We start from the raw sequence: 25,004 nt of genomic DNA, 5'->3' as shown, positions 1-25,004 counted from the left end.
GTTTCCTTAGTTCTGGGCCGCTTGCGTGGCCGCGTCATACGCCGCCTGAGCAGTTTCAACTTGGTCCACCAATGCGGCGACCGATGGCCCGATAATATCGGTGACAAGGGCGGGATAGACGCCCAAAAGCAGGGTCATGACGACCAACGGCGTGAAAATCCAACGCTCACGGGTCGTCATGTCGGTGATGGTTTTAAGGCTCTCCTTAATCAGATCACCCATAACGACGCGGCGATACAGCCACAGCGCATAGGCCGCCGACAAGATCACACCGGACGTAGCGACGGCGGCAACCCATGTGTTGACTTGGAACACACCGACCAGCGTAAGGAATTCACCAACGAAGCCAGACGTTCCCGGCAGGCCGACATTTGCCATCGTGAAGAACATGAAAATCATCGCGTAGGCTGGCATGCGGTTTACGAGACCGCCGTAAGCGTCAATTTCGCGGGTGTGCATCCGGTCGTAGATCACGCCCACACACAAGAACAAAGCACCCGAAATGAAGCCGTGTGAGATCATCTGGAAGATCGCACCATCAAGGCCCTGTTGGTTAAACGTGAAAATACCCATCGTCACGAATCCCATATGGGCGACGGATGAATAAGCGATCAGTTTCTTCATGTCTTCTTGCACCAGTGCCACAAGCGACGTGTAAACGATCGCGATCGCAGACATCCAAAGCACCAGCGGCGCCATAACGTCTGATCCCACAGGGAACATCGGCAGCGAGAAGCGCAAGAAACCGTAACCACCCATTTTCAGCAGGATTGCTGCCAGTACAACGGACCCCGCAGTCGGCGCCTGCACGTGCGCATCGGGCAGCCAAGTATGGACTGGCCACATCGGCATTTTCACCGCAAAGGACGCAAAGAACGCCAGCCAAAGCAACGTCTGCATGCCGCCAACGATCTGGATACCAAGGATAGCAAAATCGTCGGTGTTAAACGGAAAGCCCATCAAAGATGGAATGTCCGTCGTGCCAGCCGCCGAAAACATGCCAACCATCGCCACCAGCATCAGCACAGAACCAAGGAAGGTATAAAGAAAGAATTTGAACGACGCATAGATGCGGTCCTTGCCGCCCCAGATGCCAATGATCAGGAACATCGGGATCAGACCAGCTTCAAAGAACAGGTAGAACAACACAAGATCCAGCGCCATGAACACGCCGAGCATCAGCGTTTCCAACAACAGGAATGCAATCATATATTCTTTGACGCGGGTGTTCACTGTCCAACACGATGCGATCACGATCGGCATCAGGAACGTGGTCAACATCACAAATAGGATCGATATCCCGTCAACGCCCATTTTGTAGTTTAGGCCCATGATCCATGTGCGTTCTTCGACGAACTGAAACCCTGTATCCTGCGCATCGAAACCGAACAGAATGAACAGCGACACAAGAAACGTCATCGTGGTGGCAGCCATGGCCAGCCATTTGGCATTGCGCTGCGCGGCCTCATTATCGTCGCGTAAGAACACCGCGAGGATACCGGCAGCAATCGCGGGGATGAACGTGGTGATGGAAAGAAGGTTATCCATTATTCATAGTTCCCCGTGATCGTGAAGTAGGTGAGGATCACCACAAGGCCGATTACCATGGCAAACACGTAGGTGAAGACATAACCGGACTGCGCCCGCCCCGCGAGGCGGGTCAGCATGGGGACTATACCCAACGCAATTCCGTTCAAACCACCGTCGATGATATTGCCATCACCGCGCTTCCACAGGAACTTGCCCAGCCACATGGCTGGCTTCACGAAAATCGCGTCGTACAGTTCATCAAAATACCACTTATTGAGCAGGAAATTATACAGCGGTGCCTGCTGCTGCGCGAGCTGGCGCGGCAAATGCGGACTGCGAATATAGAACAACCAAGCCATGGAAAAACCCAGTACCATCGCGACAAACGGTGACAATTTCACCCATATCGGGACGCTATGGGCATCATCAAGGGTGGTATTGTCGGGCGACACATAGATCGCGCCCTGACCCGGCTCACCTGCAAATGCGTAATGGACCTCACCGTGGCTTTCGGCTTCGTCGTAGCCGTTGGCCTCATCATTCGTGGTTTGGTCGCCGTGGTTTTCTTCGCCATGGCTCTCAGCAGCCTCATCGGCGTGATCATCGCCGCCTTCAGCGTGTGCACCCTGTTCAGCGTAAGCCACACCAAAATACTGGCCAACATATTTCGCGTTTCCGAAGAACGGCTTGTAAAACAGCATGCCCGCAAAGACCGCGCCAATCGCAAGCACCGCGAGGGGCGCGAGCATCACGTTGGGCGATTCATGTGCATGTTCATGGGTATGCTTATCGCCGCGCGGTTTGCCGTAGAACGTCAAGAACATCAGACGCCAGCTATAAAAACTGGTGAACAGCGCCGCGACGACCAACATCCAGAATGCGTAGCCACCCCCCGCTGCATATGCGGATTCAATGATCGCGTCCTTGGACACAAAGCCCGCAAACCCGACGGGGAACCCAATATACAGCAACGGAATACCGAAACCTGTGATCGCCAGCGTGCCGATCATCATAGCGCGGAACGTCCATGGCAATTTGTGGCGCAGCCCGCCGTAGTTTCGCATGTCTTGTTCGTGGTGCATCCCGTGAATCACCGACCCCGCCCCTAGGAACAACATCGCCTTAAAGAACGCATGTGTCAGCAGGTGGAACATCGCGACGGAATAAACCCCAAGGCCCGCAGCCACAAACATGTAGCCCAGCTGCGACATAGTGGAATAAGCAATTACGCGTTTGATGTCGTTTTGAACCAGACCGATGGTCGCCGCAACAAACGCTGTGGACGCGCCAATAAAGACAACAAAACTGGTCGCAGATGGTGCGAATTCCATGATCGGCGACATGCGGCAGATAAGGAAAACACCCGCCGTCACCATGGTCGCGGCGTGAATCAACGCCGACACAGGTGTGGGGCCTTCCATCGCGTCAGGCAACCATGTGTGCAGGAACAATTGCGCTGATTTACCCATGGCGCCAACGAACAACAGCAACGCGATCACTTCGGCGGCATTCCAATCACGCCACAAGAACGTCAGCGTGGTTTCGGCCAACGCAGGGGCCTCAGCAAAGATCACATCAAAGCTGACCGATCCAGTGAGGTAGAAGATCGCAAAGATGCCAAGCGCAAATCCAAAATCGCCCACACGGTTGACGACGAACGCTTTTATCGCCGCAGCATTGGCGGATGGTTTTTTATAGTAAAAGCCGATCAAAAGATACGACGCAACGCCCACGCCTTCCCAACCAAAGAACATCTGCACGAGATTGTTTGCTGTCACCAGCATCAACATCGCGAAGGTAAAGAAGCTTAGGTATGCAAAGAACCGCGCCTTATAAGCCACGCCTTCTCCGAAGTTTTCATCGTGCGCCATGTAGCCGAACGAATACAGGTGAACCAAAGCCGACACCGTGTTGATCACAACCAACATAATCGCCGTAAGACGATCCATGCGGATGCCCCAAGACGCGTCCAGCGTTCCCGATTGGATCCAGCGCATCAGCTCAATCGTGTAGTAGCCGTTTTCATGCGCAGATGCGTCGAACGTCAATAAGATGATCCAACTGAAGAACGCCGCAAGGAACAGCAGACCCGTCGTCAGCCACTGCGCCGCAACCTCGCCCATGATTTTCCAGCCAAAGCCGGCGACAATGGCACCGACGAGCGGGGCGAATAGGGTAATGGTTTCCATGGGTCTTAGCCTTTCATGACGTTGACGTCTTCGACATCAATCGTCCCGCGATTGCGAAAGAAACATACGAGGATCGCGAGGCCAATCGCGGCCTCTGCGGCGGCAACCGTCAGCACAAACAAGGTAAACACCTGCCCCGCGAGATCGCCAAGATAGCTGGAAAACGCCACCAAGTTGATGTTCACCGCGAGCAGCATCAATTCAATGCTCATCAACAGGATGATCACGTTCTTGCGGTTCAGGAAAAGCCCAAAGATCCCGATGACGAAGAGTGCGGCGGCGACCGTTAGATAATGTTCAAGTCCGATCATAATTACAGTCCCTGCCCCGGTTTCACATCTTTGAGTTCCATCGCCTTCGCCGGATCACGTGACATCTGCACCATCACGTTCTGGCGTTTGACGTCTGTGCGGTGGCGAAGCGTCAGCACGATTGCCCCGATCATTGCGACCAACAGGATCAAGCCCGACAACTGGAAAATCAGGAAATAATCATCATAAATCACAAGTCCCAGCTGTTTGGTGTTTTCAACGTCCACGATTGGCTGCGCAAGGCGGGTTTCAAACCCGTCCGAATAATCCCAAACGCCGAAGGCCATCGCGAGTTGCATCAATAAAACAACGCCAATCAGCAGCGCGAGCGGCATATAGCGGGCCATCTCAGCCTTGAGTTCGGCAAAATCCACATCGAGCATCATGACAACGAACAAGAACAACACCGCAACCGCGCCGACGTAAACAATGATCAACAACATCGCGACAAATTCCGCCCCGAGCAGTACGAACAGACCCGCCGACGACAAGAACGCGAGGATCAGCCACAGCACTGAATGCACAGGGTTGCGCGCCAGCACAGTCATCAGACCGCCGCCAATCGTCGTCGCCGCGAAAGCGTAAAAGGCAATCACTACTGGGGTCATGTGTTTTTGTCCTTTTCAGTGTCGTCTTTGTCGAAAACGTCCTTGGCCAATTCCATGACCTTGGCCATTGCCGGTGCGCCGCCGAACATGCCAGCCATCGCGATTGTTTCGCTGACTTCTTTGTGGGTCGCGCCAGCTTCGATCGCATGGCGCATCGTCAATCTAATTTGCGGTTCCGCCATCATCCCTTGCGCCAACGCGCTTTGAATTGTCAGGCCCTGCAACGTCAACAGCAGTTTGGTCTTGGCGTCCAGTGCATCGGGGTTGGCCCCTTTACCTAAAAACTGTTCCATCAATTCCTTGGACATCGTCGGAAACAAGTCTTCGACCCCCTTCATGGACTCCTTCATGACATCGGCAAATTCAGGGCTCACGTCCTTTGCCCAGTCCTGACCGGCCTTCATCCATGCGTCAAAGGGGTTGTTCTGATCGCTCATCGGTACGGTGCATCCATTTCAAGATTGCGGGCGATTTCAGCTTCCCAACGGTCGCCGTTATCGAGCAGTTTTTCTTTATCATAATACAATTCTTCGCGGGTTTCCGTGGAGAATTCGAAATTCGGGCCCTCAACAATTGCGTCCACCGGACAGGCTTCTTCGCAGAAGCCACAGTAGATGCATTTGGTCATGTCGATGTCATAACGCGTGGTGCGGCGCGACCCATCATCGCGCGGTTCTGCGTCGATTGTGATGGCTTGGGCAGGGCACACTGCCTCACACAATTTACAAGCAATGCAGCGTTCTTCGCCGTTAGGATAGCGGCGCAGCGCATGTTCGCCGCGAAAACGCGGGGAAAGCGGACCCTTTTCATGCGGGTAGTTCAGCGTCACTTTGGGGGCAAAAAAGTATTTGAACCCAAGGCGGAAACCCTTGGCAAAATCCGCCAGCAGGAAATATTTCGCGGCGCGGTTGTAATCGATTTGTGTCATATCAGCCTCCAACTACCCAGCGGGCCCAAAAGCCGCCGAATACTTCAAATTTTGCAAGGAACGATACCAGAACGACCCAGAACAGCGACAATGGCAGGAAGATTTTCCAGCCAACACGCATCAGTTGGTCATAGCGGTAGCGCGGCGTGATCGCTTTGACCATCGCGAAGAGGAAGAAGACGCATCCCATCTTCAAGATCAGCCAGCCAATACCGTCCGGCAAGAATGGCAAGGGTGACAACCAGCCGCCGAGGAACATCAGTGACACCAGTGCGCACATCAATACCACTGCCAGCAATTCACCGATCATGAACAACAGGAACGGTGTGGATGAATATTCTACCTGATAGCCCGCAACCAATTCGGATTCCGCTTCTGGCAGATCGAACGGCGGACGGTTGGTTTCCGCCAAAGCGCTGATAAAGAACAAAATCATCATCGGGAAATGTGGGATGAAGTACCAGTTCAGCAGGCCCAAATTACCACTTTGTGCGGCAACGATATCCCCGAAATTCAGCGACCCTGTCGTGATGATCACACCGATGATGATCAAACCGAGGGAGACCTCGTAAGAGATCATCTGCGCGGCGGACCGCAATGACCCCAAGAACGGATATTTGGAATTGCTTGCCCATCCGCCCATGATCACGCCGTAAACTTCCAGCGATGACACCGCGAAGATAAACAAAACCGCGACGTTGATATCAGCCAGAATCCAACCGTCGTTAAACGGAATGACCGACCATGCAACCACGGCCAGTGTGAACGAAATCATCGGCGCGAGGAAAAAGACCGCCTTGTCAGCGCCCGCAGGCACGACAACTTCTTTGACAATGTATTTGATAAAGTCGGCAAACGACTGCAGCAGGCCGAACACGCCAACCACGTTGGGGCCTTTGCGCATCTGCACAGCGGCCCAGACTTTGCGGTCAGCATACATCAGGAATGCCAGTGCCACCAAAAGTGGGATTAGGATCAACAGACATTGTCCAAGGATCAACAGGATGATCCCAAGATTGGTGTTGGTGAAAAATTCGACCATATTTATTCCCTTAGCCCCTCGGCCCTCAGACCGTCGGGATTGATCGGCGCGCACATTCGGCAACCGTCACTTCCGCGTCTATCGTTTTTAGTCCACGTGGCAAAGCAGACGAGACGGTGTAAACCGCATCTCCTGTCCAAATACCACCTTCTTCGTCGACCAGCGTGCGCACCTTGCGCGCAAACCCGTAGCCCCTAATCAATGCATATTGCGCTGCAGCACATTCTGCGTAATCCGTTACATCCTGCGCCACGGCTGCGTTCGTCAATTTCACCTGAAAATTCACCAGATCACCGTCCAGCAAACGTGTTTCAATCCCATCATAGCTAATAGAACCCGTCGGAGCGGTCGTGGTGGCTCCGCAAGCAGCAAGCGCCGTGAATGCTATGATTGCGGGGCGCATTCCTACTCCGCCGCGATTGGGGCTTGCGCCCGCTTTTTGGCATTGCTGCTCAGCTCGGACATCAATTGCGACGCCCGCGCAATCGGGTTGGTCAGGTAAAAATCGGTGACGGCGGTTTTGAACGTCGCCTTGCCAAGTTTGCCCGCCCTAACAGGCTTCCAATCGTTTTGCGCGACGACATCAACATCGCCAAGGTGCGGATGGGCTGCGACAAGCGCTTGGCGCAATCCGGCAAGGCTGTCCCAGTCCTGCTTGGCATCCATCTCAGCGGACAATGCCCGCAGAATAGCCCAGTTTTCCTTGGCTTCACCGGGGGCAAAGCTTGCCCGCATCGCCAGTTGTGGACGCCCTTCAGTGTTCACAAACAGCGCATTTTCTTCAGTATAGGCAGCACCTGGCAAAATGATGTCGGCGCGATGCGCGCCCCGGTCACCGTGGCTGCCTTGATAGATTACGAACGGGCCAGCGGCGATATCGATCTCGTCCGCGCCCATGTTGTAAACAACGTCAGCCGCCTCAATCGCCTTCATGGCGTCCGCATTTGTCGCATCCACATCCATCGCACCAACGCGACCAGCGGCAGTGTGCAGAACCAAAAACTTCGATGCGCCAGCGGCCATAGCGGTGCCCAGAACAGATGCACCGTCAGCCTCGACCAATGCGCCTTGACCGATAATGATCATGGCACCGTCTGGCAGATCACCAACGGTCGAAAGCGCCGCGCGATCAGTGCCGACATGGTCATATTCATACGACAAATTAATCGCTTCTCCGACGACCGCAATCTTAGCGCCATTCAGCCAAGCCTTGCGGATACGTGCATTCAACACAGGGCTTTCAATCTCTGGATTGGTGCCGATCAGCAGGATCATTTCTGCGCTATCGATATCTTCAATCGCAGCATTGCCAACATAACCAGATCGATTTCCGCTCGGCAGTTTGGCATTGTCGACACGGCATTCAACGACACCGCCTTGCCCTTCTATCAGTTTCTTAAGGGAAAATGCCCCCTCTGTGCTGGCCAAATCACCAACCAAACCTGCCACCTTTCTACCAGCCATCGCAACTGCAGCAGCCTTCAACGCCTCATCCCAACCTGCTTTGCGCAACTTGCCGTTCTCACGAATATAAGGCGTGTCCAGACGCTGGCGACGCAGCCCGTCCCAGACGAAACGCGTCTTGTCAGAAATCCATTCTTCGTTCACGCCATCATGGTTGCGTGGCAACAGGCGCATGACTTCGCGACCTTTCGTGTCAACGCGGATGTTGGCACCAAGGGCGTCCATCACATCAATGCTTTCGGTCTTGGTCAATTCCCAAGGGCGGGCGGTGAACGCATAAGGTTTGGACACCAACGCCCCAACGGGACACAGATCAATGATGTTGCCCTGCATATTACTGTCGAGGGTTTCACCCAGATAGCTGGTTATTTCCGAATCTTCGCCGCGACCCGTTTGGCCCATCTGGGAAATACCCGCGACCTCAGTGGTGAATCGGACGCAGCGCGTGCACGAGATACAGCGCGTCATATGGGTTTCAACGAGCGGACCAAGATCAAGATGATCAGACGCGCGTTTGGCTTCACGGTAACGGGAAAAATCGACGCCATAAGCCATCGCTTGGTCTTGCAAATCACACTCTCCGCCTTGGTCGCAAATCGGGCAGTCAAGCGGATGGTTGATCAGTAAAAATTCCATCACGCCCTCACGGGCCTTTTTTACCATCGGTGAATTTGTTTTAACAACAGGGAGTTGGCCTTCGGGACCGGAGCGTAAATCCTTGACCTGCATCGCGCAAGATGCGGCAGGTTTTGGCGGGCCACCAACCACCTCGACCAGACACATCCGGCAGTTACCCGCAATGCTAAGGCGTTCGTGATAACAGAAACGCGGGATTTCAATGCCGGCTTCTTCGCAAGCCTGAATGAGCGTCATAGCGCCAGACACTTCTACTTCGCGGTCGTCGATAATGATCTTTCGCAGATCGGGGTTCGCATCAGACATGGGGCGTGTTCCCTATTCCCGTATGGCTTATCCACCAAGCGGGCCCAAAACAGAGGGACCGCCCTTTCGCCCGCTATCTACCGTGACACTGGGCGGTTTGCCAGCCCGAAACCCACGAAAAGGACTTGGAAATCGTTGCGCAAAACGACGCGGGCGAAGGTGTTAAACCCCGCCCAAGCCCAAGGAATGATGTGACGTTTTTGACTAGCGCAGCAAACGTCCGACCTGCGTGCCTTGGGCAATTTGCGCCCGTGCAACAGTACAATAGGTCACCGCGTCATCCGTGCGAACCCCCAATGCAGTAAGGCGTTCACGGGCAATCGCCTCAAGTCGGTCTTTCTCTGCGCGGTCATCGACGAAGGCGTCGACTTCAGCGTTGGAATAGCCAAGCTGTCGCAGATGTGCCTTAAGCCCGAACAAAAAGTTCAGGCCGCGCAGCAAACGGGCGTCGACATCGCCGCATTTTTCACTCAACTCATACGCCATGCCCGTCGCAATAAGGCCTTCGGTAACACGTTCCACATTGGCGGGATTTGCAGTTGCGGTTGTTGCTATCAACGTCATGCCAAGCACGGCTGCGGTGATCATCTTTTTATGGGTCGTCATGACGCAAGTCTCCAAATCAAACTGAGAGGTCTCAGCAGTTGGGATAGATGTCGGTGGTGCGGCGCTGCTATGCAATAGCGGGGACCTGTTATCGGCTATTGCGGCGGAAATTCACTGGTTTGTACAAAACTTTGTTGTAAAAGTTTGATTACGACTTCAGCGACTTGACGCGAATTTCATCCCAACCGAACGCGCGATCGCTGGGTCCGTTTGTGCGCAGATCATCAAGCCGCACGAGCGCTTCTTCGCGGGTCGGCTGATGGCCTTGCTCAATCCACCACATGACGAAATGCTGCTCGCCCAGAACCTCAAACCATTCAGCTTTGCGATCCATAAACTTGGCGTGGACAGTTTTGTAAACGAACACCTCAAGGCTTGGCAGATCTTCCCAAACGGTCAGGTTGAACACCATCTGCGGATTATCACCGAATGCATTTTCAGTGTTACCAGTTCCGGGTTCACCGGATCCCTCATGCATCCACACAAATCCGGGCATGCGTTTGCCGAGGCCGTTTATCCGGTCAAGGTTGTCCATGAAATCTTTGACCCGTGGATCGTCCGTCGGGGCCAGAAGACGGCCAATGTTGAGTTCAGCAAGCTGCATCAGCGACGCCTCTGATGTGGGCGCTATTGGAACTAGCCAAATGTACGATCATCGCCGTCAGAACTACAGGTGACACAAAAAAGGCAATGAAGCCCACCAGCCATAGAAACGCCTACCCTCCAGCATCTGCACGGGTTGCGGTGAAATAGCACAGTCCTAAAATGGGGAGGACAGCGGGCGTTGCGAAAAAAATAACACCCGACCGTCCAAGCAGGCCCTTTTTGAAAAAATACACCCAATTTACCGAGCGAAAGAGCAGACAACGAAACGCATACCAAAGGAACAAAGAGCAGAAATATGACCATCCGATTAGACCTCCGGCATTTCACTCAGCCGCTACAGGCCCACGTTTATGGGCAATACGATCTTCAATCTCACCGCGGAAGTTTTTGATCAACCCTTGGATAGGCCAAGCAGCGGCATCGCCCAAAGCACAGATTGTGTGGCCTTCGACTTGTTTGGTCACGTCCAGCAGCATGTCGATTTCTTCGACGTCCGCGTCGCCTTTGACCAGACGTTCCATCACCCGCATCATCCAACCGGTGCCTTCGCGACACGGGGTGCATTGGCCGCAAGATTCGTGTTTGTAGAATTTCGCCAAGCGCCAGATCGCTTTGATCACGTCGGTGTCTTTGTCCATCACGATGACGGCGGCAGTGCCAAGGGACGATCCTTTTTCCTTCAACGCATCAAAATCCATGATCGCGTCACGCATGTTTTCGCCGCGCACCATGGGCACGGACGCCCCCCCCGGAATCACGGCCTTAAGGTTGCCCCACCCACCACGGATACCATCGCAGTGCTTTTCGATCAGTTCTTCGAACGGAATGGACATGGATTCTTCAACCACACAGGGGTTGTTCACATGGCCCGAAATCGCGAACAATTTGGTGCCCGCGTTATTGGGGCGCCCAAAGCCCGCGAACCAATCAGACCCACGGCGCAGGATGGTTGGGACCACGGCGATGGATTCCACGTTGTTCACGGTCGTCGGGCAGCCATACAGACCCGCTCCCGCCGGAAAAGGCGGCTTCATCCGTGGCATGCCTTTTTTGCCCTCAAGGGATTCGAGCAAAGCAGTTTCTTCACCGCAAATATACGCCCCAGCCCCGTGGACCAAGTAAATATCGAAATCCCAGCCAGATTTGGACGCGTTCTTGCCGACCATGCCCGCCTCATAACATTCGTCAATAGCAGCCTGCAGCGCTTCTTTTTCACGGATGTATTCGCCACGGATGTAGATGTAGCAGGCGTTTGCGTTCATCGCGAAGGACGCGATCAGGCAGCCCTCAATCAGGGTATGCGGATCGTGGCGCATAATTTCACGGTCTTTGCATGTCCCCGGTTCGGATTCGTCGGCGTTCACCACAAGATAGGATGGCCGTCCGTCGGATTCCTTTGGCATGAATGACCATTTCAGACCGGTCGGGAAACCCGCACCACCACGGCCACGCAGGCCAGACGCCTTCATGTTGTCAATGATCCATTCGCGACCCTTTTTGATGATACCGGCGGTGCCATCCCAATGGCCACGCGCCTGCGCCCCCTTAAGTGTTCGGTCGTGCATCCCGTAAAGGTTGGTGAAAATGCGGTCTTTATCAGCGAGCATCATGAGCCCCTTCCGTCATTAGCAAAGCATCATTTGTTACGCGTCTTTTGCCACAGCTTCCACGTGACGACCAGTGACCAAATGAACGCACCAAGCGAGATCAGGTAGAACAACATTTCGACACGCACGGGTGCGCCGAGCGCGCGGGTCAGTTGCGGCGCAAAAATACTGAGCAGCCCAGCACATGCAATGACGATGGCGGCTTGGCGGCCGAGGTGGGCGGTGTCTTGATCTGGTTGATTGTCCATGGGCCGTTTGTGGCCTGTGCCCGATCAGAAGAAAAGAGGGCGGACGCAAAAGAAAAGGCCCGCGCGGTGCATCCGGCGGGCCTTTGGTATCAATATGTCAGAATCTTACTATCTTTTGGCGCGTTTGGAGAATTCGGTTTCCCCACCTTCTGCCAAGGTTTCCGCCTGTTTGATCCAGTCATCACGCACAATCCGGCCCTTGAATTTGAGGCGGCTATCGACCCATTCGATTTCGGCTTCGCGCCATGCGGCGACCTGATCGAAGTGATAAAAGCCCAACTCGTTGAGGGTCTTTTCGAGGGCCGGACCAACACCCTTGAGCAATTTAAGATCATCCGCCCCACTTCCGCGCGCCGCAGTCAGCGTCGCAGGTTTGCCGTCTGGCGCGACGGGCGCGGTTTGCGATGCGGGTGACTTTACGGCTGTCGCCTTCGTTGCGGCGGGTTTTGCAGTTTTTGCGGTACCTAACGCGGGCTTCGCTGCGGGGTTGGACGCTTTGGCGGATGTAGATCCAACCTTTGCGCCAGCGGGTGCGACGACTGGCGGCGCGGCGGGTGCCGCGCCAGTTGTGGGTTTATTCATCCCTGTTGCGTCGTCTGAACCGGAAGTCGATTGGTCAGCCTCGTCTTCGCCCCAACCCAACCACAACGCGATCCACGTGATGATGGCGACGATCACACCAATGAAAAAGGCCGCGATGCCGCCAAAATTCAGAATGACTAAGGACACGATCAACGCGACGATACCGAACAAGGCAGCGATGGCGAGGATGCCCGTAAACTTAGAGGACGCATTCATTTATTGACCCTTCCAGATTTAAACGCAAAATTTCCTGCATCCGCGCTACAATTGCACAAAGCTTAGCCTTGCGACCCGTCCTTGATAAAGGGGATATTCGCGAAAAACAGTCCAGACGATGCATTTGGACTGCTTTTTGCGGACAATTCACAGATTTAGTCGCGCGTTGCTAGTTTTCGGTGGCAAACGTCGTAGCTTGGGCGATCCAATCGTCACGCTGGATGCGACCGCTAAATTTCAGGCGGTTGTCGACCCAGCTTACTTCGTTGTCCGTCCATTTGGCGATCTGGCCGAAATGCCAGAATCCAATTTCGTTCAGCATTGTTTCGAGTTTCGGACCAACACCGCTGATACGTTTGAGATCGTCCGCATCGGATTGGCGGGGTGCGGTCATCGTGTGCGGTTTGGCTTGTGCGGCGGAAACCAGAGCGGCTGGGGCCTGCGTCACAGCTACCTTCGCCGTAGAGAAGGTTTTGCCACTGGTTTGGATTTACCGACAGGCTTCGCCGCGGATGTCGCCTTGGCTTGTTGTTTGGCGGCAGGCAACGTGTTGCCGGACGTCGGACCCGCCGGGCCAGACATTTGCCACGGCGCCAGTAGCGGCACTTCGGTACCATCAATACGTTTGATGGTATCGCCGATGTCATGGGCCAATTGCACGGATGCGTTGTGCGGGTTCTTGCCAGCCTCATAGTCAGTAAGCGTCGTCAAACCACTAAGCGGTTCAGCGGCATAGCGGCCATTTTGCGGACCGGGCAGCGGTACTTCACCGCGCGCCAACGCGTCAATCAATTCACCCATTCTGGCCGCCGTCAGGTCTTCGTAGTAATCCTTGCCGATCTGGGCCATGGGCGCGTTTGAACATGAACCAAGGCATTCGACTTCTTCCCAAGAAAACTTGCCATCCGCAGATACTTCATGGGGGTTTTTGGCGATCTTGTCTTGGCACACAGCGACTAGATCTTCGGCGCCACAGATCATGCAGGACGTTGTGCCGCAAACCTGAATGTGAGCAACTGACCCGACGGGCTGAAGCTGGAACATGAAATAGAACGACGCCACCTCCAAAGCGCGCATAAACGCGAGGCCGAGCATGTCGGCGACGCCTTCAATGGCGGGGCGCGTTAGCCAGCCTTCCTGTTCCTGCGCACGCCAGAGCAGCGGGATAATCGCGCTCGCCTGTCGGCCTTCGGGATATTTGGTGATCTGCGCATTCGCCCACGCAAGGTTGTCGGGCGTAAAGGCAAAGCTGGCGGGTTGGTCAAGGTGGAGACGTCTAAGCATTGGCACAAGATCCTGAGGTCAGTCGGAAGCCGTTGGCAGTGGGTTCACTTTCGCCAGCAAGCACGAGGTATTGGTTTATTATCAACAGCTTGTCACGATCAAAGCCGGTTTGGATCGCAATAGGGACAGCTTCGGCGGTTGTTTCAATCGCGCAGCCCGCATCGGTGACTGCGGTTTTAAAAAGGGCGACGTCTGCAGCACTTACGCCATCAGGTAATGTCTGGCCGCCAAACCCGTCACAGCCAGCGACGAGAGCGCCGGTCAGGATGAGGGCTGCGTATTTCACCCGCAAACCTCATTGGTGAGCGACATGTTTCCGTCTGCCCCAAGCCCGATAAGGCCAGCAGCATACATGGTCGCTATAACGGACATGGTGTCTTCTTCGGTCAGACCTGATGCGGCCAAAACAGCGTCGCCGTTTTCCGGCGTAACGGTGCAACCTGCGTCTTCAATCGCCTTGGTCATCGCCGCGACGGACACATCATCAGCGTCTAGGGCGAAGCCTGGGCTGGCAAGCAGGGCAAAGGACACGATCACAGCGCGCATCACGATACACCACCGCCGACTGCTGCTGTTGTGATGGCGACGAACATCGCCATTGGCAGCAACTGCGTGCCCAGTCCAGAGAGAAGGAACAGCGGGACAACGATCACCGCAATCATCGGTCAATCTCCCCGAACACAACGTCGATCGATCCGATGATGGCCGCGACATCCGCCAGCTGGTGCTTTGTCGCCATGAAATCCATCGCCTGAAGGTGCAAGAAACCCGGTGCGCGGATTTTGGCGCGGTAGGGCTTGTTTGATCCATCTGCCACAAGAAACACGCCGAATTCGCCTTTTGGGGCTTCGACGCAGGCATAGGTTTCGCCAGCGGGGACGTGGAACCCTTCGGTATACAATTTGAAATGGTGGATCAACGCTTCCATGGATGTCTTCATTTCACCACGGGTGGGCGGCGTCAGCTTGCCAGACGCCATGATCGGGCCCTGCCCGTCCGGTTCGCGAAGTTTGACAATGGCTTGGCGGATGATCGACACAGATTGACGCATTTCTTCCATGCGGCACAGGTAACGGTCATAACAATCGCCATTTTTGCCCACGGGAATCTGGAATTCAAATTCGTCATAACATTCATAGGGTTGCGCGCGGCGCAAATCCCACGCAAGGCCGGACCCCCGCGCCATGACACCCGAAAATCCCCAGTCGAGGATATCTTGTTCATTGACCACACCAATGTCGACGTTGCGCTGCTTAAAGATGCGATTTTCGGTGAGCAGTTCGTCCACGTCGACCATGAATTTGGTCATGAACTGGTCGGCCCAAGCTTCAATATCCGTAATCAGTCCTGCGGGCAGGTCTTGGTGCACCCCGCCTGGGCGAAAATAGGCAGCGTGCAGCCGCGCGCCGCTGGCACGTTCGGAAAATACCATGAGCTGTTCGCGTTCTTCAAAACCCCACACTGGCGGGGTCAAGGCGCCGACGTCCATCGCTTGTGTGGTGACATTAAGAAGGTGGGATAGAATGCGGCCGATTTCGCAAAACAGCACACGGATCAGGGACGCGCGGCGCGGGACGACTGTGCCTGTTAGCTGTTCAATCGCCAGACACCAAGCATGTTCCTGATTCATTGGCGACACGTAATCGAGACGGTCAAAATACGGGAGGTTTTGCAGATAGGTACGCGATTCCATCAGCTTTTCAGTGCCACGGTGCAGCAGGCCGATGTGGGGGTCGCAACGCTCCACGATTTCGCCGTCGAGTTCGAGCACGAGACGCAAAACCCCATGCGCCGCAGGGTGCTGTGGGCCGAAGTTGATGTTGAAATTGCGGATCTGCTGTTCGCTGGTCGCAGCATCAGTGGACCCATCGTCGTAGGTATTGGTGCGGATGTCGCCGTCCATCATTTGTCGATCCCCGGAATTGTGATTTTGTCACGAAACGCCATGACCCAAAGCAGCACAAAAATGCCGAACGGGATCAGCGCAATCAGTGCGGCCCATTGTGGTAACCGATAGTTCGGAACCATCTGCCAAAGTGGGACAACAAACAGGACACCAAAGACAATATACCAACCCATTATTTCACCTCGTCTTTTGCTTTGTCATCACCCGGCAGAATATACTGCGCGCCTTCCCATGGGGACATGAAATCGAACTGGCGGTATTCCTGAACCAGCGACACAGGTTCGTAGACGACGCGTTTTTGCACTTCGTCATAGCGGACTTCTGTATAGCCGGTTGTCGGGAAATCCTTGCGCAACGGATAGCCGCGAAAGCCGTAGTCGGTGAGGATGCGGCGTAGGTCAGGGTGGCCTTTGAAGATGATACCGAACATGTCGAACACTTCGCGTTCAAACCAGTTTGCCGACTTATGCACATCAGTGATCGACGCGACCATTTCGTCGCTCCGGACCTTAGCGCGCAGGCGGATACGGTGATTTTGGTACATCGACAAGAAATGATAGACCACATCAAAGCGTTTATCGCGCCCTGGGTAGTCGACGGCGGTGATATCAACCAGCGACGAAAACTTGCACGCGCTGTCGACCTTTAGAAATTCGATGAACACCGCAAGATTGGCAGGGGCGACATTAACCGTAAGCTCACCACCCGTCACGTCCCACGACAGCACGCAATCGGGGCGTTTCATTTCGATATGTATGCCAAGTTCATTCAGGGCTTCGATTTGGTTTTCAGTGCGGGCATCAGACATATCGTTACCTTACAATCGTGCCGGTACGGCGCATTTTGCGTTGCAGTTGCAGGATGCCGTACAGCAGTGCTTCGGCGGTGGGGGGGCAACCGGGGACGTAGATATCCACAGGCACAATGCGGTCACAGCCGCGCACCACAGAATAGGAATAGTGATAATAGCCGCCGCCGTTTGCGCAGCTGCCCATCGAAATCACGTAGCGTGGTTCGGGCATCTGGTCGTAGACCTTGCGCAGGGCGGGCGCCATTTTGTTGGTTAGCGTTCCGGCGACGATCATCACGTCGGACTGGCGCGGGGACGCACGCGGCGCGATGCCGAAGCGTTCCGCGTCATAGCGCGGCATGGATGTGTGCATCATTTCAACGGCGCAGCAGGCAAGACCGAATGTCATCCAGTGCAAAGAGCCGGTTCTGGCCCAATTGATCAGATCGGCGGACGACGTGACGAGGAAACCCTTGTCCGTCAGTTCGTGATTGAGGTCTTGGGTCGCGACGTCGCGGTCAAACCCAGCGGTGTTATCGCCAACAGCTACTCCCATTCGAGTGCCCCTTTTTTCCATTCGTATGCAAAGCCGACCGTCAGCACAGCCAAGAAAATCATCATCGACCAGAACCCAACCATTGAAATTTCACCGAACGCCACGGCCCATGGGAACAGGAACGCGATCTCTAGGTCAAAGATAATGAACAAGATCGCCACAAGGTAGAAGCGCACGTCGAATTTCATGCGCGCATCGTCGAACGCGTTGAACCCACATTCGTAGGCCGATACTTTTTCAGGGTCCGGATTGCGCACGGCCAGAATGACCGCTGCAAGGATCAGCACAGCGCCAAGCACGATGGCCAGGCCAAGAAAAATGATGATTGGCAGGTATTCTCTGAGCATCTCGTCCACGCGCGGTCACTCCAACTTTGGCGGGCGCACGTTGGCACGCCCTTTGTCACCTCCGCGTTTACCGCCCGCGCGTGAGGGGGTCAACGGGCACAACGCCGCGATATGGGGGCGAATTGCCGCTGATTGTCGGATTTAGGTCAGCGCGCCCGGTTTCAGGCTACCCCCAAGGCGGGATGGACTTGTCGAAAAACGCGGTGATGCCCTGATGGGCCTCTGGGTGTTCCCAGCGTTTCACCAGCGCTTTGATCGATGCATCGAGGGTGGTTTTGGTGGGTGCCTGGCCCAAGACAAGCACCATGGCTTTCGCTTCGGCCACGGCAGCGGGGGCGCATTTCAGGTAGGCGATGACTTCAGTTTCCACTGCTGCGTCAAGGCCTTGCGATGTGGTGAGTGTAGACACGATGCCCAGACGCTGGGCCTCAAACGCGTCGAACGGTCGGCTCGACATGAACACCTGCCGCGCGTTACCGCCACCCATGCGGGCCACTACGAAAGGGCCGATGGTTGCGGGAATCAGGCCGAGTTTGGTTTCCGTAAGGCCAAACATCGCAGTGTCTGCAGCGAAGACCTTGTCGCACACACAACACAACCCGACGCCACCGCCAAGTGCAGTGCCATGAACCCGCGCGATCAGCGGTTTGGACAGGCTGTTTAAGATGCCAAGCATATCGGCAAGTTTGCGCGCCTCTTCCGCGCGGGTAGCGCTGTCGGCGGCGATTTGCGCCTTCATCCAACCCAAATCGCCGCCCGCACAAAAACTGCGCCCCTGCCCCGCCAGAACCACGACACGCACCGCGGCATCCCCGTCAAGACGTGCCGCCACCTGCGTCAAGTCATCAATCATCTGGCCCGACATGGCGTTGTGTTTTTCAGGCCGGTTCAGCGTCAGCATCGCCACACCGCGCGGGTCCACGTCTAGGGTGATCGTTTCAAACATCGCTGGTCCCTCGCATTGCGCGCGCCTGTGCTGCAGCAGCGTCAATTACGGGCAGATCCAGCCCGGTGTCGTAGCCCATTGCGGCCAAGTGACGGGCGGTTGTTTCTGTCGCGACATTACCCGATGCACCGGGTGCATAGGGGCAGCCACCAAGACCACCCACAGACGTGTCAAACACCCGCAGGCCAAGGGCAATTGACACGTCGATATTGGCCAAGGCGCGGCCCCCTGTGTCGTGGTAATGCCCAGCCAGATCACGCGCTGGCGCCACGTCCAATACCGCGCCGAGCATGGTTTGGATGCTGTCAGGCGTCCCTGCCCCGATGGTGTCACCAAGGCTGACCGCGTAACAGCCCATGTCGCGCAATTGTCGCACGACATACGCCACCTGCGCGGGGTCTGTGGGGCCATCAAACGGGCAAGAAACGATGCACGATACATAACCGCGCACTGGGATATTAAGCGCTTTTGCAGCCGATGTGATGTCACGGAAACGGGCCAGACTTTGGGCAATCGTGGCATTAAGATTGGCGCGCGAAAACCCTTCAGAGGCTGAGGCGAACACCGCAACCTCATCCACTTTGGCGGCGAGCGCATCATCAAACCCGCGCAAATTGGGCGTCAGTGCTGTGTAACGGACGTTTTCAACGCGCTTGATTCCCACCAAAACTTGCGCACTACCCGCCATCTGCGGCACCCATCTGGGGCTGACGAAACTGGCACATTCGATGTGGCGCAGACCAGACTTCGAAAGGGTGTCAACGAGTGCGATTTTTTCCGCCACTGGAATGTCGCGGGGTTCGTTTTGCAAACCATCACGGGGGCCGACCTCAAACAGTTCAATCTTTGTCGGCATCTAGGACCTCCAACGATATCAGCGCGATACCCGCCTGCACTTGGCTGCCCGGCACCGCATGGATCGCGGCAATTTTGCCCGCACGCGGCGCGCGCAATACATGTTCCATTTTCATCGCCTCAAGCACCGCAAGACGATCACCTTCCTGCACATCATCGCCCACGGCAACCGATATATCGCGCAACATTCCGGGCATCGGCGTTAGCACAGTGTCGCCCCCCTGTGAGGCGCTGGCCCGATCCAACGGGTCGGGCTGCGTAAAGGTGATTGGTGCTGCGCCAAACAGCGTCACAACGCGCCCCGCAAGATGCTGTGGGCGCGCCTTTTGCCCATCAAGCCGCCAGATATTGCCCAGCCTTCGCACGTCCACGACATGTCCTGCTCCCGTACAAGTCGCATGATCAGGCCTGTGGATGGTCAGAGCCACGACAGTGGCACCCACGTCGATGGACCATGTCAGCGGCGCATGCAGCGCAAAACCAGTCGCGCCGCCGTGCCGCGCCATCACACCACTAAGCGCAAGGGCGGCCTGTGCCAGATCGGACGGCGTCGGGTTGGGCGCTGCGGTGAGCCCGTCAAGATTGCGCGCGATCAGCCCCGTATCTACGCGGCCCGCCGCAAAATCCGCGTTGGTCGCGAGGGCTGTCAGAAAACCCAAATTCGTCACCGTGCCTGCGACCTGCGTGGCCGCGAGACCCTTGGTTAGCATCGCAAGGGCAGCCGCGCGGTCAGGTCCATGAACGATCACTTTCGCGATCATCGGGTCGTAGTGTGGGGTGATCTCATCTCCTGCCTCAACACCAGTATCGGCGCGAACAGTATCGGGGAACGTCAGATGTGTCAGTCGGCCAATCGCGGGTAGAAAACCCTGCGTGGCATCTTCGGCGTACAGCCGTGCTTCAAACGCATGACCTTGAATTTTAACGTCTTCTTGACGCATCGGCAGGGTTTCACCGCCTGCAACGCGCAACTGCCAATCCACCAGATCGATGCCTGTGATGGCTTCAGTGATGGGGTGTTCGACCTGCAGGCGGGTGTTCATTTCCATAAACCAAAACCCGTCCGTGCGTAGCGGACCAGACCCATCAACGATGAATTCGACAGTGCCCGCGCCGCTATACCCAATCGCTTTTGCAGCTTTGACGGCCGCAGCACCCATGGCGTCGCGCACCGCGTCGGTCATCCCCGGCGCGGGGGCTTCTTCGATGACTTTTTGGTGGCGGCGTTGCAGCGAACAGTCGCGTTCAAACAGGTGAACAGCCTGCACGCCGTCACCAAAAATCTGCACCTCAATATGGCGCGGCGCGGTGATAAATTTCTCAATCAAGACCGCGTCGTTGCCAAAAGCGTTTCGGCTTTCGGCGCGCGCAGAGGCGAGTTGTTCATCGAAATCCAGCGCTGTTTCTGCCAGCCGCATCCCCTTGCCACCGCCCCCCGCGACGGCCTTAATCATCACTGGATAGCCGATTTTGTCGGCTTCACCGCGCAGCAGATCATCGTCCTGTTCCGTCCCATGATAGCCCGGCACGACAGGAACACCTGCCTTTATCATCAATGCTTTAGCACGGTCTTTCAGGCCCATCGCGCGGATTGCATCAGCGCTGGGGCCCACAAAAATCAGCCCCGCCGCGGTGACAGCGTCTACGAAGTCGGGGTTCTCTGACAAGAACCCGTAGCCGGGGTGGATTGCGTCAGCGCCCATGTCGCGCGCAGCTTGAATAATCCGATCACCGCGCAGGTAACTGTCAATCGGGGACGCACCACCGATGTGCACGGCTTGATCCGCCAAGCGCACGTGGCGCGCCTGTGCATCAGCGTCGGAATAGACCGCGACGCACGCGATGCCACGGGTCTTCGCAGTTGCCATGATCCGGCACGCAATTTCGCCCCTGTTCGCTATGAGAAGTTTTGTGATCATGTGTCGGGGTCCGCATCTACGACAGAATATTTGCGATAGCGGTGGCGATAGATCAGGTTTGGGCGATCCGCGTCGACCAGATAAAACAAGATGCCAACGTTCGCTAGAGTTTCAAACAACGTGATAAGGTTTCCGTCATTGCCCAATCCACGCGCCAAAGCGAAGATCGTCAAAGCCGCTGAAATCGCGGCCATAATCACCGCCCAAGGCGCGCGAATTGCCAGCCCAAGACCGACAAGAAGTGGCCAGATGGAATTGAGAATCGCAGTTGTTGGTCCCAACCCATACGTCAGCGACAGGTAAAGTCTAAGCACTGCGATGGCGATAAAATAAACGACGATCGCCCACAGCAGCGGGCCAAGCGCGCCCTTAGAATGCGCACGGGCCTGTTCTGGCGATACGGGCACCCATGGGATACCTGAATAGAAATCGCCGCGTTTCTTTCTGTCGGTCATTGGTGAGCCTTTAATATCAGGTCAAAATTACATACGAAACACGCCGAAACGTGTTTTTTCAATGGGTGCGTTTAGGGCGGCGCGAAGGGACAAGGCCAGCACCGCGCGGCTATCGCGTGGGTCGATGATGCCGTCATCCCACAGCCGCGCAGAGGCATAAAGCGGATGCGATTGTTCTTCGAATTGGTCAATAACGGGCTGTTTGTATTGCTTTTCTTCGATCTCAGGCCAAGGTGTACCAGCGCGATCCATGGCGTCGCGCTTCACGGATGCAAGCACCCCTGCGGCCTGTTCACCACCCATGACTGCGGTGCGTGATGTCGGCCACGACCAGATGAAGTTCGGGCTGTAAGCCCTTCCCGACATGCCATAATTTCCCGCACCAAAGCTGCCGCCAATTATCATAGTGATTTTGGGGACCGACGTGGTCGCCACGGCGGTGACCATCTTGGCCCCGTGACGGGCGATGCCTTCGTTTTCGTATTGTCGCCCGACCATAAAACCAGTGATGTTTTGCAGAAAGATGAGGGGGGTTTTCCTTTGTGAACAGAGTTCAATGAAATGTGCGCCTTTCTGGGCAGCTTCAGAAAACAAGACACCATTGTTGGCGATGATACCGACCTGCATGCCTTCGATCCAGGCAAAACCTGTCACAAGGGTTTCGCCAAAACGGGCTTTGAATTCATCAAATTGTGACCCATCCACGACACGTAGGATGATCTCGCGGATATCAAACGGCGTTTTGAGGTCAGACGGGATAAGATTAAAAAAGTCCTGTTCAGACTTGATTGGCGGGTCGAATTTATGCGGTTTGTGCGTTTTTTCAGACTGCATTTTTGCATTTTGCACAATCTGCCTGACGAGTGCCAGCGCGTGTGTGTCGTCTTCCGCAAGGTAGTCGGCCACGCCGGACAGCCGCGTGTGAACGTCACCACCGCCCAAGTCTTCGGCGGACACGATTTCGCCAGTTGCGGCCTTAACCAGTGGCGGTCCCGCAAGGAAAATTGTGCCTTGGTCGCGCACGATGACGGATACATCAGCCATGGCTGGCACATAGGCGCCGCCTGCGGTGCAACTGCCCATAACGGCGGCGATTTGCACAATGCCAGCGGCGGACATGCGAGCCTGATTGTAGAAAATGCGGCCAAAGTGGTCGCGGTCAGGGAACACTTCGTCTTGGTTTGGCAGGTTCGCGCCGCCAGAATCAACCAGATAAATGCAGGGCAAGCGGCATTGTTCAGCGATTTCTTGCGCGCGCAGATGCTTCTTGACCGTGATCGGGTAGTAGGTGCCGCCTTTGACGGTGGCGTCGTTGCAGACCACCATGACATGTTGACCGTGGATCAATCCGATACCTGCGATCAGACCGCCGCACGGTGCAGCATCGTCGTACATGCCGTGGCCCGCAGTCGCGCCAATTTCGAGGAACTGCGATCCGACATCGAGCAGATTTGCCACGCGATCACGGGGCAACATTTTGCCGCGTGACACATGGCGGGCGCGGGATTTTTCACCCCCACCGGCAGCCGCGTGCGCGGCGGCTTTGCGAACCAGTTCAAGAGCCGCGATGTGGGCGGCTTGGGATGAAGTATCAGTCATTCGCGCATACCTTCGCCCAAGAACCGCAGATAAATCGTGCGTTTGGCCGTAAGATCAAGCAGGCAGGATGCACCTGCGATTTGGCGCATTGATCCGCCCCCCCACATGGCATATTCCAGCGCGCACTGCGCGTCGCGCAGCGGGATCCAAGCGCGTTGTGCGTCGCGCAGGGCGTCGGCGCGGTTGGCAAATTCGGGGAAGAACTCCGCATCTTCGGCGTCCAAGCGGCGCATACCGTCCATCATCGGACCGTAATCACGATTGAGAAGGCGGTCCCATGCTTCGTATTCGGCCAATGTGCAGAACATCATGCCGACGGTCGTATAGCCGTGGGTTTCGGTTTCCATGCAGACCGTGGCCCCCTGCCCGACGCAAGCACCCGCCTCGGCGCTGTCTTCGGCACCGTCAAAACAGGTTGCGGTGACGTCCATGTAGCGCATCAGTTCGGCCACGGTGGGTTGCAGTTCCGCGGTGGCGCTGAGCGGCGCAAACAGCAGAAAAAGTGTCAAGGTGCGGATCATAGGTGGTTCTCCAAGAACAGCGTTTGTTGTGCGGTCAGGCGCATCATGCAGGCGACTGACGCTGGCCCACCACCCGTGCCACCGCCCCATTGTACCATTTCCCAATCACAGGCGGTATCGCGATAAACGATCCAACCGCGCTGGATGTCTTGATAGGCAGCATTCAGGCGGTCGTCCAATTGTTGCCATTCCGATGAAATGCACATGCCAATACCGACAGTTGAGCTGCCCGCATCAGTTTGAATGCAGGCATCAACCACTTGCCCGATACAGGTGGCGCAGTCGGCTTCGCCGGTGCCATCAAGGCAGCTACTGCGGATTTTGGGTTCATAATCAATGTTCTGCGCAAATGCAGGCGGGCCATATCCGATGAGGGCGATCAAGGTGGCAATCAGCGGGGATTTCATTGCTCTGCCCTTGCTAGGTCTGCAACCAGATCGGCGGCAACAAATTCCAAGGCGGTGCGCCAGTGGATTTTGATCAGACGACCAACGGGATCATCGCCCGCCGCTGCGACCTCTTCACATAGCGTCAGGCCATCGCCGTAAAGTCCGCCCGTTCCGTTGCGCCCCTCAGCGATTACAGCCTCGGCGCGGCGACTGACATGAGATTGCCAAAACACAAGGTCTTCAGCGTGGGAAGCAGCACGGCGATCAAACAGCATGTAGCCCAGCGCATCACAGGACTGTCCCATGGGGATGTGGCGTTCGCCGCAGATGATCGGGCCGATCATATCCAGCGTTGAATTGTCGGGTTTTTTGATCATCAACTGGATGAAGCAGGCTTCAAACGCCAAGACATCGCCTTTGAGGAGGGCAACGCTCTGTGCGTGACCCGACGATGCCAAACAGGTAAGCGCGAGCGTATATGCAACGCTGCGCAAGTTAGCGCCTATCGTTGGGGCTGACGTTGACACCGTTCGCCAGTTCACGGTGGCCATCAGTTGT

29 protein-coding genes and 1 pseudogene are annotated in these 25,004 nt (G+C 55.8%); all 30 read right to left on the bottom strand.

Annotated elements, in window-relative coordinates:
- Window positions 1-6: 6 nt before the first annotated feature.
- Window positions 7-1,548, bottom strand: a complete 1,542-nt coding sequence (locus OAN307_RS10735; RefSeq protein ID WP_015499771.1) for an NADH-quinone oxidoreductase subunit M — start codon at window positions 1,546-1,548, stop codon at window positions 7-9.
- Window positions 1,548-3,719, bottom strand: coding sequence for an NADH-quinone oxidoreductase subunit L (nuoL, locus tag OAN307_RS10730; protein ID WP_015499770.1), 2,172 nt, complete (start codon window positions 3,717-3,719; stop codon window positions 1,548-1,550). Before nuoL ends, OAN307_RS10735 begins: the two co-directional genes overlap by 1 nt.
- Window positions 3,720-3,724: 5 nt before the next feature.
- Window positions 3,725-4,030, bottom strand: coding sequence for an NADH-quinone oxidoreductase subunit NuoK (gene nuoK / locus OAN307_RS10725; RefSeq protein ID WP_015499769.1), 306 nt, complete (start codon window positions 4,028-4,030; stop codon window positions 3,725-3,727).
- A 2-nt stretch (window positions 4,031-4,032) separates the two neighbouring features.
- Entirely contained in the window at window positions 4,033-4,638 is a 606-nt protein-coding gene (locus tag OAN307_RS10720) for an NADH-quinone oxidoreductase subunit J (RefSeq protein WP_015499768.1), read from the bottom strand.
- Window positions 4,635-5,075 (bottom strand): carboxymuconolactone decarboxylase family protein, encoded by a 441-nt coding sequence (locus tag OAN307_RS10715; protein WP_015499767.1) that lies wholly within the window; start codon window positions 5,073-5,075, stop codon window positions 4,635-4,637. The genes OAN307_RS10720 and OAN307_RS10715 overlap by 4 nt, the downstream gene beginning before the upstream one ends.
- Window positions 5,072-5,566 carry an NADH-quinone oxidoreductase subunit NuoI gene (nuoI, locus tag OAN307_RS10710; RefSeq protein ID WP_015499766.1) on the bottom strand — a complete coding sequence of 165 codons (495 nt, stop codon included), beginning with the start codon at window positions 5,564-5,566 and terminating at the stop codon, window positions 5,072-5,074. The genes OAN307_RS10715 and nuoI overlap by 4 nt, the downstream gene beginning before the upstream one ends.
- Window position 5,567: 1 nt before the next feature.
- Window positions 5,568-6,608, bottom strand: coding sequence for an NADH-quinone oxidoreductase subunit NuoH (nuoH, locus tag OAN307_RS10705; protein ID WP_015499765.1), 1,041 nt, complete (start codon window positions 6,606-6,608; stop codon window positions 5,568-5,570).
- A gap of 25 nt (window positions 6,609-6,633) precedes the next feature.
- On the bottom strand, window positions 6,634-7,011 hold the full coding sequence (locus OAN307_RS10700; protein WP_015499764.1) for a hypothetical protein: 378 nt from the start codon (window positions 7,009-7,011) through the stop codon (window positions 6,634-6,636).
- Between the two features lie 2 nt (window positions 7,012-7,013).
- Window positions 7,014-9,014: an NADH-quinone oxidoreductase subunit NuoG gene (gene nuoG / locus OAN307_RS10695; protein WP_015499763.1), complete on the bottom strand. Its 2,001-nt coding sequence runs from the start codon at window positions 9,012-9,014 to the stop codon at window positions 7,014-7,016.
- A 204-nt stretch (window positions 9,015-9,218) separates the two neighbouring features.
- Complete coding sequence (locus OAN307_RS10690; RefSeq protein WP_015499762.1) at window positions 9,219-9,620, bottom strand: DUF5333 domain-containing protein; 402 nt, start codon at window positions 9,618-9,620, stop codon at window positions 9,219-9,221.
- Window positions 9,621-9,768: 148 nt separating this feature from the next.
- Entirely contained in the window at window positions 9,769-10,224 is a 456-nt protein-coding gene (locus OAN307_RS10685) for a DUF3291 domain-containing protein (protein WP_015499761.1), read from the bottom strand.
- Between the two features lie 325 nt (window positions 10,225-10,549).
- Window positions 10,550-11,833, bottom strand: coding sequence for an NADH-quinone oxidoreductase subunit NuoF (nuoF, locus tag OAN307_RS10680; protein WP_015499760.1), 1,284 nt, complete (start codon window positions 11,831-11,833; stop codon window positions 10,550-10,552).
- 29 nt (window positions 11,834-11,862) lie between these two features.
- Window positions 11,863-12,081, bottom strand: a complete 219-nt coding sequence (locus OAN307_RS10675; protein ID WP_015499759.1) for a DUF5337 family protein — start codon at window positions 12,079-12,081, stop codon at window positions 11,863-11,865.
- Between the two features lie 108 nt (window positions 12,082-12,189).
- Window positions 12,190-12,879, bottom strand: coding sequence for an NADH:quinone oxidoreductase (locus OAN307_RS31270; protein ID WP_015499758.1), 690 nt, complete (start codon window positions 12,877-12,879; stop codon window positions 12,190-12,192).
- 169 nt (window positions 12,880-13,048) lie between these two features.
- Window positions 13,049-14,163, bottom strand: a pseudogene (locus OAN307_RS26240) (NADH-quinone oxidoreductase subunit E).
- Window positions 14,156-14,449 carry a hypothetical protein gene (locus OAN307_RS10655; protein ID WP_015499756.1) on the bottom strand — a complete coding sequence of 98 codons (294 nt, stop codon included), beginning with the start codon at window positions 14,447-14,449 and terminating at the stop codon, window positions 14,156-14,158. The pseudogene OAN307_RS26240 and the gene OAN307_RS10655 overlap by 8 nt, the downstream one beginning before the upstream one ends.
- Window positions 14,446-14,709, bottom strand: coding sequence for a hypothetical protein (locus tag OAN307_RS10650; RefSeq protein ID WP_015499755.1), 264 nt, complete (start codon window positions 14,707-14,709; stop codon window positions 14,446-14,448). Before OAN307_RS10650 ends, OAN307_RS10655 begins: the two co-directional genes overlap by 4 nt.
- A 112-nt stretch (window positions 14,710-14,821) precedes the next feature.
- Entirely contained in the window at window positions 14,822-16,069 is a 1,248-nt protein-coding gene (locus tag OAN307_RS10645; protein ID WP_015499754.1) for an NADH-quinone oxidoreductase subunit D, read from the bottom strand.
- Window positions 16,066-16,242 carry a hypothetical protein gene (locus OAN307_RS28930; RefSeq protein WP_015499753.1) on the bottom strand — a complete coding sequence of 59 codons (177 nt, stop codon included), beginning with the start codon at window positions 16,240-16,242 and terminating at the stop codon, window positions 16,066-16,068. The genes OAN307_RS10645 and OAN307_RS28930 overlap by 4 nt, the downstream gene beginning before the upstream one ends.
- On the bottom strand, window positions 16,242-16,877 hold the full coding sequence (locus OAN307_RS10635; RefSeq protein ID WP_015499752.1) for an NADH-quinone oxidoreductase subunit C: 636 nt from the start codon (window positions 16,875-16,877) through the stop codon (window positions 16,242-16,244). The genes OAN307_RS28930 and OAN307_RS10635 overlap by 1 nt, the downstream gene beginning before the upstream one ends.
- A gap of 4 nt (window positions 16,878-16,881) precedes the next feature.
- Window positions 16,882-17,415 carry a NuoB/complex I 20 kDa subunit family protein gene (locus OAN307_RS10630; protein WP_015499751.1) on the bottom strand — a complete coding sequence of 178 codons (534 nt, stop codon included), beginning with the start codon at window positions 17,413-17,415 and terminating at the stop codon, window positions 16,882-16,884.
- Complete coding sequence (locus OAN307_RS10625; RefSeq protein ID WP_015499750.1) at window positions 17,406-17,771, bottom strand: NADH-quinone oxidoreductase subunit A; 366 nt, start codon at window positions 17,769-17,771, stop codon at window positions 17,406-17,408. Before OAN307_RS10625 ends, OAN307_RS10630 begins: the two co-directional genes overlap by 10 nt.
- Before the next feature lie 157 nt (window positions 17,772-17,928).
- Window positions 17,929-18,708 carry a crotonase/enoyl-CoA hydratase family protein gene (locus OAN307_RS10620; RefSeq protein ID WP_015499749.1) on the bottom strand — a complete coding sequence of 260 codons (780 nt, stop codon included), beginning with the start codon at window positions 18,706-18,708 and terminating at the stop codon, window positions 17,929-17,931.
- Window positions 18,701-19,564 (bottom strand): hydroxymethylglutaryl-CoA lyase, encoded by an 864-nt coding sequence (locus OAN307_RS10615; RefSeq protein ID WP_015499748.1) that lies wholly within the window; start codon window positions 19,562-19,564, stop codon window positions 18,701-18,703. Before OAN307_RS10615 ends, OAN307_RS10620 begins: the two co-directional genes overlap by 8 nt.
- The gene (locus OAN307_RS10610; protein WP_015499747.1) at window positions 19,548-21,482 is read right to left on the bottom strand and encodes an acetyl/propionyl/methylcrotonyl-CoA carboxylase subunit alpha; all 1,935 of its coding nucleotides are present in this window, start codon (window positions 21,480-21,482) and stop codon (window positions 19,548-19,550) included. The genes OAN307_RS10615 and OAN307_RS10610 overlap by 17 nt, the downstream gene beginning before the upstream one ends.
- Entirely contained in the window at window positions 21,479-21,937 is a 459-nt protein-coding gene (locus OAN307_RS10605; protein ID WP_015499746.1) for a hypothetical protein, read from the bottom strand. The genes OAN307_RS10610 and OAN307_RS10605 overlap by 4 nt, the downstream gene beginning before the upstream one ends.
- A gap of 27 nt (window positions 21,938-21,964) precedes the next feature.
- Window positions 21,965-23,536, bottom strand: a complete 1,572-nt coding sequence (locus tag OAN307_RS10600) for a carboxyl transferase domain-containing protein (RefSeq protein ID WP_015499745.1) — start codon at window positions 23,534-23,536, stop codon at window positions 21,965-21,967.
- Window positions 23,533-24,057, bottom strand: a complete 525-nt coding sequence (locus OAN307_RS10595) for a lysozyme inhibitor LprI family protein (RefSeq protein ID WP_015499744.1) — start codon at window positions 24,055-24,057, stop codon at window positions 23,533-23,535. Before OAN307_RS10595 ends, OAN307_RS10600 begins: the two co-directional genes overlap by 4 nt.
- A complete protein-coding gene (locus OAN307_RS10590; protein WP_015499743.1) occupies window positions 24,054-24,464 on the bottom strand; it encodes a lysozyme inhibitor LprI family protein in 411 nt (136 codons plus the stop codon). Before OAN307_RS10590 ends, OAN307_RS10595 begins: the two co-directional genes overlap by 4 nt.
- The gene (locus OAN307_RS10585; protein ID WP_245541027.1) at window positions 24,461-24,940 is read right to left on the bottom strand and encodes a hypothetical protein; all 480 of its coding nucleotides are present in this window, start codon (window positions 24,938-24,940) and stop codon (window positions 24,461-24,463) included. Before OAN307_RS10585 ends, OAN307_RS10590 begins: the two co-directional genes overlap by 4 nt.
- Window positions 24,941-25,004 lie beyond the last annotated feature (64 nt).

The organism is Octadecabacter antarcticus 307, from assembly GCF_000155675.2.
GTDB lineage: Bacteria > Pseudomonadota > Alphaproteobacteria > Rhodobacterales > Rhodobacteraceae > Octadecabacter > Octadecabacter antarcticus.
Note: the sequence above shows the minus strand (reverse complement) of the source record. Positions and strands in the feature narration are given on the sequence as shown.

Bases quoted from the DNA above. Each gene is read 5' to 3' on its own strand.
- OAN307_RS10610 (WP_015499747.1), bottom strand. From the start codon at position 21,482: ATGATCACAAAACTTCTCATAGCGAACAGGGGCGAAATTGCGTGCCGG.
- OAN307_RS10685 (WP_015499761.1), bottom strand. From the start codon at position 10,224: ATGCAGCTTGCTGAACTCAACATTGGCCGTCTTCTGGCCCCGACGGAC.
- OAN307_RS10650 (WP_015499755.1), bottom strand. From the start codon at position 14,709: ATGCGCGCTGTGATCGTGTCCTTTGCCCTGCTTGCCAGCCCAGGCTTC.
- nuoF (WP_015499760.1), bottom strand. From the start codon at position 11,833: ATGCTCGCTGATAAAGACCGCATTTTCACCAACCTTTACGGGATGCAC.
- OAN307_RS10675 (WP_015499759.1), bottom strand. From the start codon at position 12,081: ATGGACAATCAACCAGATCAAGACACCGCCCACCTCGGCCGCCAAGCC.
- OAN307_RS10715 (WP_015499767.1), bottom strand. From the start codon at position 5,075: ATGAGCGATCAGAACAACCCCTTTGACGCATGGATGAAGGCCGGTCAG.
- OAN307_RS10595 (WP_015499744.1), bottom strand. From the start codon at position 24,057: ATGATCCGCACCTTGACACTTTTTCTGCTGTTTGCGCCGCTCAGCGCC.
- OAN307_RS28930 (WP_015499753.1), bottom strand. From the start codon at position 16,242: ATGGGTTGGTATATTGTCTTTGGTGTCCTGTTTGTTGTCCCACTTTGG.
- nuoK (WP_015499769.1), bottom strand. From the start codon at position 4,030: ATGATCGGACTTGAACATTATCTAACGGTCGCCGCCGCACTCTTCGTC.
- OAN307_RS31270 (WP_015499758.1), bottom strand. From the start codon at position 12,879: ATGAATGCGTCCTCTAAGTTTACGGGCATCCTCGCCATCGCTGCCTTG.
- nuoI (WP_015499766.1), bottom strand. From the start codon at position 5,566: ATGACACAAATCGATTACAACCGCGCCGCGAAATATTTCCTGCTGGCG.
- OAN307_RS10645 (WP_015499754.1), bottom strand. From the start codon at position 16,069: ATGATGGACGGCGACATCCGCACCAATACCTACGACGATGGGTCCACT.
- OAN307_RS10700 (WP_015499764.1), bottom strand. From the start codon at position 7,011: ATGCGCCCCGCAATCATAGCATTCACGGCGCTTGCTGCTTGCGGAGCC.
- OAN307_RS10615 (WP_015499748.1), bottom strand. From the start codon at position 19,564: ATGCCGACAAAGATTGAACTGTTTGAGGTCGGCCCCCGTGATGGTTTG.
- nuoG (WP_015499763.1), bottom strand. From the start codon at position 9,014: ATGTCTGATGCGAACCCCGATCTGCGAAAGATCATTATCGACGACCGC.
- nuoL (WP_015499770.1), bottom strand. From the start codon at position 3,719: ATGGAAACCATTACCCTATTCGCCCCGCTCGTCGGTGCCATTGTCGCC.
- nuoH (WP_015499765.1), bottom strand. From the start codon at position 6,608: ATGGTCGAATTTTTCACCAACACCAATCTTGGGATCATCCTGTTGATC.
- OAN307_RS10620 (WP_015499749.1), bottom strand. From the start codon at position 18,708: ATGTTTGAAACGATCACCCTAGACGTGGACCCGCGCGGTGTGGCGATG.
- OAN307_RS10600 (WP_015499745.1), bottom strand. From the start codon at position 23,536: ATGACTGATACTTCATCCCAAGCCGCCCACATCGCGGCTCTTGAACTG.
- OAN307_RS10590 (WP_015499743.1), bottom strand. From the start codon at position 24,464: ATGAAATCCCCGCTGATTGCCACCTTGATCGCCCTCATCGGATATGGC.
- OAN307_RS10630 (WP_015499751.1), bottom strand. From the start codon at position 17,415: ATGGGAGTAGCTGTTGGCGATAACACCGCTGGGTTTGACCGCGACGTC.
- OAN307_RS10635 (WP_015499752.1), bottom strand. From the start codon at position 16,877: ATGTCTGATGCCCGCACTGAAAACCAAATCGAAGCCCTGAATGAACTT.
- OAN307_RS10735 (WP_015499771.1), bottom strand. From the start codon at position 1,548: ATGGATAACCTTCTTTCCATCACCACGTTCATCCCCGCGATTGCTGCC.
- OAN307_RS10690 (WP_015499762.1), bottom strand. From the start codon at position 9,620: ATGACGACCCATAAAAAGATGATCACCGCAGCCGTGCTTGGCATGACG.
- OAN307_RS10720 (WP_015499768.1), bottom strand. From the start codon at position 4,638: ATGACCCCAGTAGTGATTGCCTTTTACGCTTTCGCGGCGACGACGATT.
- OAN307_RS10605 (WP_015499746.1), bottom strand. From the start codon at position 21,937: ATGACCGACAGAAAGAAACGCGGCGATTTCTATTCAGGTATCCCATGG.